Below are 6,536 nucleotides of genomic sequence, written 5' to 3' on the forward strand. Positions count from 1 at the left end.
GTTCTCCATCTGGAAATTCGCGCCGATAGGGACGCCGCCGATAAATCCGTTCGGATCGACGCCAACGTTGAGATCGGTGGCCCCGCCCAGTCCGCCGCCGGCGATGAACAGATTGGATTTTCCGGCCGCGTAGCCGATGTCGACGCCGGCATAGAGTCCGGACCAGTCGTAGCCGGATGCAACAGGCGAACCCTCATTGATATCAGCCGCACACGCCACACCGAGCGGCGCGAGAATGAAGGCCGTTGCGAGAAGAAGAATTTTCATTGTTGTCTGCCGCCCCATGTTGCTTCCCCGCCGCACAAATGAGCTGCGGAGATCCAGCTGTTGTCGAGAAATCCGGTGTTGCATTGTCCGCCGGCCGCGTCTTGGGCTGGGCCGCACCCGAATTGTCGGGGAAAGCACCACGGCGCTTTCCCGGTCGGTGTGGCTTTTCAGCCTCAGTCGATCGGCGCGCCGTGCATTCGGTGGCTGTCGGAAACTATCTGGCGCTGCCCGGCGTCGAGCCGAAGCGGCGGCGGAAGCAGCGGTTGAAATAGGACACGTCGGAAAAACCGCTGAGCAGCGCGATCTCGCTGATCCGCATGCGGTCGTTGCGCCTGTCGGACAGCATCCGATGCGCCCTCTGCAAGCGCAGTTCGAGAATGCGCTCGGCAAAGCTCACCCCGGTTTCCTGCAGCAGGTCATGGACATAGCGGACCGAGAGCCGCAATTGCCCGGCAACGCCCTGCGCCGAAATGGCGGGATCGGCGAAATTGTCCCGCATCTTCTGCAGTATGGCCTGCAGCCTTGCCGCGCGCAGACCGCGCAGGCCCGCCAGTTCGGCCGCTTCGCCCTTGGCGCCGGTCGCCAGGCCGATCAGGTCGACGATGGTTTCGGTGGCGTGGCCGATGAGGTCGGGCGAGACCAGGGCCGGGCCTGCTTCCAGGAAGCTGCAATAGCGCTTGAGCATGCCGAGCGCCTCATTGTCGGCGCCGACGGTCAACGCCAGCCGATCCTCTATATGAGCGAAGGCATTTTCCAGCACGGCACGGGGAAGCACCACATTGGCCCAGACATTGCTGTCGCCGCCGGTCATCTGCAACGCTTCCGAAGCCGAGACCAGGGCGGCCTCGCCTTTGCCGACGTGATAATCGCGGCCAATCTGCGTGCCGCTGAGCACCGTATCGCCATTGTTGACCAGCAGCAGATAGCCGTCGCGACCGTCGGCGGCGATATTGCCCGCCTTGCGGCTGGCATGACGTATCGTCCCGGCCATCTGTCCAAGCACCAGCGACCCGACAGCGGTGGCTTCGATCGCGGCTTCGAACGACAGTCTTTCCGAAATCGTGTATTCGACCGACCATATCTCGGCGACATGGACGTCCTGCCAGAGCGCGAAGCGTGCGCGATGATCCAGATGCGGCGGCAGATCCGCCGATGAGAAGACGTTCTTTTGCAAGGGACGACCGGCCTTTTCTACAATCGCGTCTTCACTTCGACACGCACCGTATTGGACCAGATCACGGTCTGTCCAGAGCCGGAAATACTTGTGCGCCAGGCGACAATTTCAGTGCCGTCCTGAACAAGGATTGGCCTGATTTCGCGGATCTGGCTGGCTGAATTTCGGATTACTCGAAAATACCCAGTGCCGACGAATCGTTCCCCTACTCCGGCGATGGAACCGGCGGCCGTGATGTCAGCGCCGTGCCGAAGGCGGCGACAACAACGGCAGCGATCCCGGCCAGTTGCGTCGCGGTCAGGCTTTCATGCAGGAACAGGAAGCCGGCCAGTGCACCAAGCCCAGGCTCCAGGCAGGTCAGCGTGCCGTAGATGCGCGCCGGCATGCGGGTCAGCGCCACCATCTCCAGGAAGAACGGCAATGCGCTGGAAAACAGGCCGACGAGCAGCGCGCTGACCAGGATCGACGGGGCCAGCAGCGCGGATCCCGCCTGGGCGACACCGAAGGGCAGCACCAGCACGGCGGCGATGGCCATGCCGTAGGCGGTGGTGCGGGTGCCAAGCTCCGCGCCGGCCTTCTGGGCCAGCACGATGTAGAGCGCCCAGAAGCCGCCGGCCGCCAGCGCCAGCATCACCCCGATCGGATCAAGCGGCGCGAGGGAACGAACGAAGGGCGACAACAGCAGGATGCCGGCCACCGCCAGCGCGATCCAGGCAAAGTCGCTGGCGCGCCGCGAAGTCAAGGTCGCCACCAGAAGCGGGCCGGTAAACTCCAGCGCCACCGCGATGCCGAGCGGAATCCTGGCCAGCGCTGCGTAGAACAGGAGGTTGAGGGCGGCGAGCGTCACTCCATAAGCGACCAGCCACGGCATGGTGGCACGCGAGGGCCGCATCTGCCAGGGCCGCAGCACCGCGATCAGCATCAGCGCACCGATGACCAGCCTGAGCGTCGTCGTCCCTTGCGCGCCGATCTGCGGGAACAGGCCTTTGGCGAAGGTGGCGCCGATCTGGATCGACACCATGGCGCCCATCAGTGCTGCGACAGGCAAGGGCGCCGCTTCGCGACGGGCAATCGGCGTCGGTGTCACGTGATCCCATCCTCCATATCGCCGGGTCCAAACCCGACCGGCGGCATGGAGATAGGGCGAACCGGCCGGCCTGTCGTGAGGCAGCGGCAACTGGCTGCTAGGGCACGGCCAAGTGCCGCCGGCCGGTCAGTTCAGGGATTTGCGCCGTGGCGGCGGTGCCGGGTGGCGCTGCTCGAGGGCCGCTGCCGCATCGGTGCGGCCGGTCCGGCGCAGTCTTTCGAGATAGGCCGGCAACTCGCCAAGGCAATGGAACGGCCCGCCTTCCCGGATCACCGTCACCAGCGGGTCGACATCGCTGTCGCTGCGGATGGCCATGGCGCTGCGCCAGTCCTCGAGCAGCCGGCTGGCATGATCGACCACATCGCTTCGGGAGCCTGAGAGATCATGCTGCTCATGCGGATCCTCACTCAGATTGAACAGGCTGACCGGGCCGAAATCCTTGTAGCCGTCATGATAGGTGCGCAGCATCAGCCAGTCGGCCCCGCCGAGCCGGAACCGCACGCCGCGCTGTACCGCCCACGCACCCTGGCTCAGCACCAGGAAATCGCGGCCACCTTCCTCCTTCGCGGCAAGCGCCGGTGCAAAGGAGCGCCCGTCCCAAAGCGCCGGAACGTTGCCGCCGAGCCGGTCGATCAGCGTGGCGGCCCAGTCGAAATGATAGTGAAGGCCGCCATTGACGCCGCGCATGTCCTCGGCGCCGGGCCAGCGGATGACCAGCGGCACGTTGCAGGTGAATTCGTCGGCCGTCTGATGATCACCCCAGACGTTGAGCTCGCCGAGGTTTTCGCCATGATCGGCGCCGATGACGATGATCGTGTCGTCGAACAGGCCTTGCCGCTTCAACTCCTCGACGATGAGACCGACATGATAATCGGCATAGAGCACGCCGGTGTCGTAGCCGTCGAACCAGGCCTTGACGGTGTCCATGCCGCTGATCGGCGACGGCATGCGCCGGTATTTCGATCCGCCCGGCTCGACGTCGAAGCCCGAGGGTTCCTGCGGGCTGTGCGGGCCGTAGCCAGCATGGCTCTTCTCGAATACCGCCCTGGTCATCCAGTCGGGAAGCGGCTGGTCGGCGAAGGGGTCGCCGAAAGCGTCCGGCGCGCGATAGGGCGTGTGCGGGTCCCAGTCATTGACATGCAGGAACCACTTTTTTGCCGAGCCATTGCGCTTCAGCCAGTCGATCGCCAGGCCCGAAACCTCGTCGGCGTTCTCCATGCCGGCCTTGCCGGGATTGATGATCTCGTTGAAGCCGGCATACCAATGCCAGCAGCCATGCCGTTCGCCAAAACTGCTGATGGTCGTGGTGTGGTAGCCGAGATCGCGCAGCGCCCGCATCCAGCCTTCCTCGTAGAAGGTGCCGGCCCAGGCTCGCTCGGCGCCTTCGCGGAACGGCTCGCAGGCGGTGCCGCCATGGCCGACCACGCCGGTCCGCATTCCGTGGCGGCCGCTCCACAGCGCCGTGCGCGACGGATGGCAAGGCACATCGGACACATAGACGTTCTCGAAGCGGATGCCCTCGCCGGCAAGGCTGTCGATGACGGGAGAGGTGTTGCGATGATAGCCGTAGCAGCCGAGGTGGTCGCGCCTGAGGCTGTCGATGTCGATATAGAGAACGTTCATGGATGGCTCGTCGCTGCTGTGATTGTCAGGAAACAGGCCCCGGTTCGCTGCCGGGGCTTGCGGTTTGCAAGGGGCGATTTCAAGAAGGCCGTCAGGCCGAAATGTATTGATCGCCCAGATAATAGTCCTTGGGATCGAGCGAGGTCTCGAGCTTGCCAAAGGTCTTGAACAGGTCGTTCATCGTCGAGAACCAGCCGTTCACGGTGCCGTCCTTGGTTAGCTTGATCAGTTCGGCCGAGGTCATGAAACGGCCATAACCGGCTTCCGTCTTCAGCTGGTCGGCAGGAATGCCGAGCAGCTTGGAGGTGATCTCGATCGCCTTGTCCTGGTTGGCGGCACGAAAATCCTGCGCGTCCTTGATGGCGCGCACCACGTTGCGGACGAGATCGGGATTGCCCTCGACCAAATCGTTGCGGGCAATGAAGACGCTCGGAAATGTGGTCTGCGGATAGAAGTCGTCGTTCTTGGCCAGCTCCACCAGATCGGGAACGCTCTTCTGGATGATGCCGACGAACGGATACCAGATGCCGGCCGCGTCGACCTGCTTGGAGGCGAAGGCCGCCACGATGGTGCTCGGGTCCATCTGCACGATGTCGAGGTCGGTCATCGCCATACCGGCCTTGCGCAGCGCCAGCCGCAACAGCATGTCGCCCGAGGTGCCGGCCGCGATCGCGACCTTCTTGCCCTTGAGGCCGGCGATGGACGTGATGCCGGCTTGGGCGATCACCCGGTCCGAGAAGCCGACATCGTTGACGGCGATGATCTTGGCCTTGCCGCTCGCCGGCAGCCACAGCGCGCCCGGTCCGAGATAGCCGAATTCCAGGCTGTTGGCGCCAAGCGCCTGGACCTGGATGGGGCCGTTGGTGAAGACCTTGATATTGGCATCGACGCCGTGCTTGGCATAGAAGCCCTGGTCGGCCGCGACGCCGGCCACGCTGGCGCCCCAGAAATCGCCGTTGTAGCCGATGCGTGCCGCCGTTCCCGCCGCTCCGGCACGGATGCCAGAGGCAGCGAACGCGGCAAGTGCCGCCGATGATGCGATGAGGTTACGTCTTGTCAGTGTCACCATACTCTCCTCCTGTCACTGTTACTGGTGGTAAACGGCTTGCCAGACGCGGTTGCGGATGCTCATGAACTCCGCCGAAAGCCGGATTTCCTCGGTTCTTGGGTAAGGCAGGCCGACGTCGATGATCTCCTGCAGCCTGCCGGGCCGCGCCGCCATGACGATGACGCGGTTGGCGAGGTAGACCGCCTCGTCGACATCGTGGGTGATGAACATCACGGTGCGCCGCTCCCGGCTCCAGGTGTCGAGCAACTGGTCCTGGAGCTGCACGCGGGTCAGTGCGTCGAGCGCCCCGAAGGGCTCGTCCATCAAAAGGATCGAGGGATCGACCGCATAGGCCCGGGCGATCGCGCAACGCTGCTTCATGCCGCCCGAAAGCGTCTTCGGCAGCGCGTCGGCGAAGTCGCCAAGGCCGACGAGATCGATGAAACGCTCGGCGATCTGCCGGCGGCGCGAAGCTTCCTCGCCCTTGATGCGCAGCCCGAACTCGACGTTCTGGCGTACGGTGAGCCAGGGAAACAGCGCGTATTGCTGGAAGATCATGCCGCGCTCCGGACCCGGCCCCTCGACCGCCTTGCCATCGACCAGCACGGTGCCCTCGCTCGGCTTCAGCAGGCCGGCCGCGATGTTGAGCGCGGTCGACTTACCGCAGCCGGACGGACCGACGACGGTGACGACTTCGCCGTCGCCGATGTCGAGCGACAGCCGGTCAAGCGCGACGAAGGCATTGTCCTTGAGGTCGAACCGGCGCGTGACCTTGTCGAAGACGATCTTGGGCGGCATCACACGCGCTCCTGCCAGACGGTCAGCCGGCGCTCGATCACCAAAAGGATGCGATCCATGGCAAGGCCGAGAAGGCCGATGGTGATCAGGCTGACGAAGATGGTCGGCAGGTCGTAGTAGAGTTGCGCCTGCTGCATGCGGAAACCGCGGCCGGTCTGCGCGGCGATCAGTTCGGCGGCCACCAGCGTCGCCCAGGCCGAGCCGAGGCCGATGCGCACGCCGACCAGGATGAACGGCGTCGATGCGGGAATGATGACGCGCAGGAAGATGGTCATGTCCTTGGCGCCGAGCACGCGCGCGGCGTTGATCATCGTCTTGTCGACGCTGATGACGCCCTGATAGGTGGCGACGACGCCGGCCAGGAAGGAGGCCAGGAAGATGACGAAGATCTTCGGCGTCTCGTCGATGCCCATCGTTACGATCGCCAGCGGAATGATGGCCAGCGGCGGGATCATGCGGAAGAACTGCAGATACGGCTCGATAAGCGAGCGCGCGACCTTGTACCAGCCCATGACGAAGCCGACCGGGATCGCCAGGAT

At 64.5% G+C, this 6,536-nt stretch carries 6 protein-coding genes and 1 pseudogene; all 7 read right to left on the minus strand.

Annotated features, from left to right (window positions below; genetic code table 11):
• Positions 1–285, minus strand: a pseudogene (locus EN969_RS11960) (porin family protein); the annotation flags it as partial.
• Between the two features lie 196 nt (positions 286–481).
• Positions 482–1,441 (minus strand): AraC family transcriptional regulator, encoded by a 960-nt coding sequence (locus tag EN969_RS11965; RefSeq protein ID WP_063168593.1) that lies wholly within the window; start codon positions 1,439–1,441, stop codon positions 482–484.
• 205 nt (positions 1,442–1,646) lie between these two features.
• Positions 1,647–2,528, minus strand: coding sequence for a DMT family transporter (locus EN969_RS11970; RefSeq protein WP_063168594.1), 882 nt, complete (start codon positions 2,526–2,528; stop codon positions 1,647–1,649).
• A 126-nt stretch (positions 2,529–2,654) separates the two neighbouring features.
• Complete coding sequence (locus tag EN969_RS11975; RefSeq protein WP_127419140.1) at positions 2,655–4,151, minus strand: sulfatase; 1,497 nt, start codon at positions 4,149–4,151, stop codon at positions 2,655–2,657.
• A 91-nt stretch (positions 4,152–4,242) separates the two neighbouring features.
• Entirely contained in the window at positions 4,243–5,220 is a 978-nt protein-coding gene (locus EN969_RS11980; protein WP_063168596.1) for an aliphatic sulfonate ABC transporter substrate-binding protein, read from the minus strand.
• 18 nt (positions 5,221–5,238) lie between these two features.
• A complete protein-coding gene (locus tag EN969_RS11985; protein ID WP_127419141.1) occupies positions 5,239–5,997 on the minus strand; it encodes an ABC transporter ATP-binding protein in 759 nt (252 codons plus the stop codon).
• Positions 5,997–6,536: ABC transporter permease (locus tag EN969_RS11990; RefSeq protein WP_164758230.1), on the minus strand; the 540-nt coding region annotated here is incomplete at its 5' end. The genes EN969_RS11985 and EN969_RS11990, both read right to left, overlap by 1 nt.

The sequence above is a fragment of the Mesorhizobium sp. M7A.F.Ca.CA.003.01.2.1 genome (assembly GCF_003998945.1).
Lineage (GTDB): Bacteria > Pseudomonadota > Alphaproteobacteria > Rhizobiales > Rhizobiaceae > Mesorhizobium > Mesorhizobium ciceri.

What these genes read in the sequence shown, in the direction of transcription:
- EN969_RS11985 (WP_127419141.1), bottom strand. Translation starts at nt 5,997, where the DNA reads ATGCCGCCCAAGATCGTCTTCGACAAGGTCACGCGCCGGTTCGACCTC.
- EN969_RS11975 (WP_127419140.1), bottom strand. Translation starts at nt 4,151, where the DNA reads ATGAACGTTCTCTATATCGACATCGACAGCCTCAGGCGCGACCACCTC.
- EN969_RS11980 (WP_063168596.1), bottom strand. Translation starts at nt 5,220, where the DNA reads ATGGTGACACTGACAAGACGTAACCTCATCGCATCATCGGCGGCACTT.